Source organism: Virgibacillus sp. M23 (assembly GCF_034190895.1).
Lineage (GTDB): Bacteria > Bacillota > Bacilli > Bacillales > Amphibacillaceae > Virgibacillus > Virgibacillus salarius.
In genome coordinates this window covers 1-420 of the sequence record NZ_JAWDHA010000316.1, presented here as the reverse complement: position 1 = coordinate 420, position 420 = coordinate 1, and the positions used below count along the sequence as shown (strand labels likewise).

1 pseudogene is annotated in these 420 nt (G+C 40.7%); it reads left to right on the top strand.

Annotation, left to right across the window (positions count from 1 at the left end):
* Positions 1-420, top strand: a pseudogene (locus RVS70_RS22740) (2-isopropylmalate synthase); the annotation flags it as partial.

Below are 420 nucleotides of genomic sequence, written 5' to 3'. Positions count from 1 at the left end.
TAAGAGAACAAGCGATTTAGTAAGCAAGCTGACCGGCATGGCTGTCCCGCGCAATAAAGCAGTTGTGGGCGATAATGCATTTGCTCATGAATCAGGCATCCATCAGGACGGCTTTTTAAAAGAGAAATCAACTTATGAAATTATTTCGCCGGAGCTTGTCGGTGTAACCGCAGATGCGCTTGTCCTAGGTAAACATTCTGGACGCCACGCATTTAAAGACCGGTTGACTGCTTTAGGGTTCCAATTTGACAGTGATGAGATTAATAAATTCTTTACGATGTTTAAAGAGTTGACTGAGAAGAAAAAATAAATCACTGATGAGGATCTTGTTTCTCTTATTTTAGAAGAAAAAGTAACAGATCGCAAGATTGGGTATGAATTTCTTTCTCTGCAAGTACATTACGGAACTAGTCAGGTCCC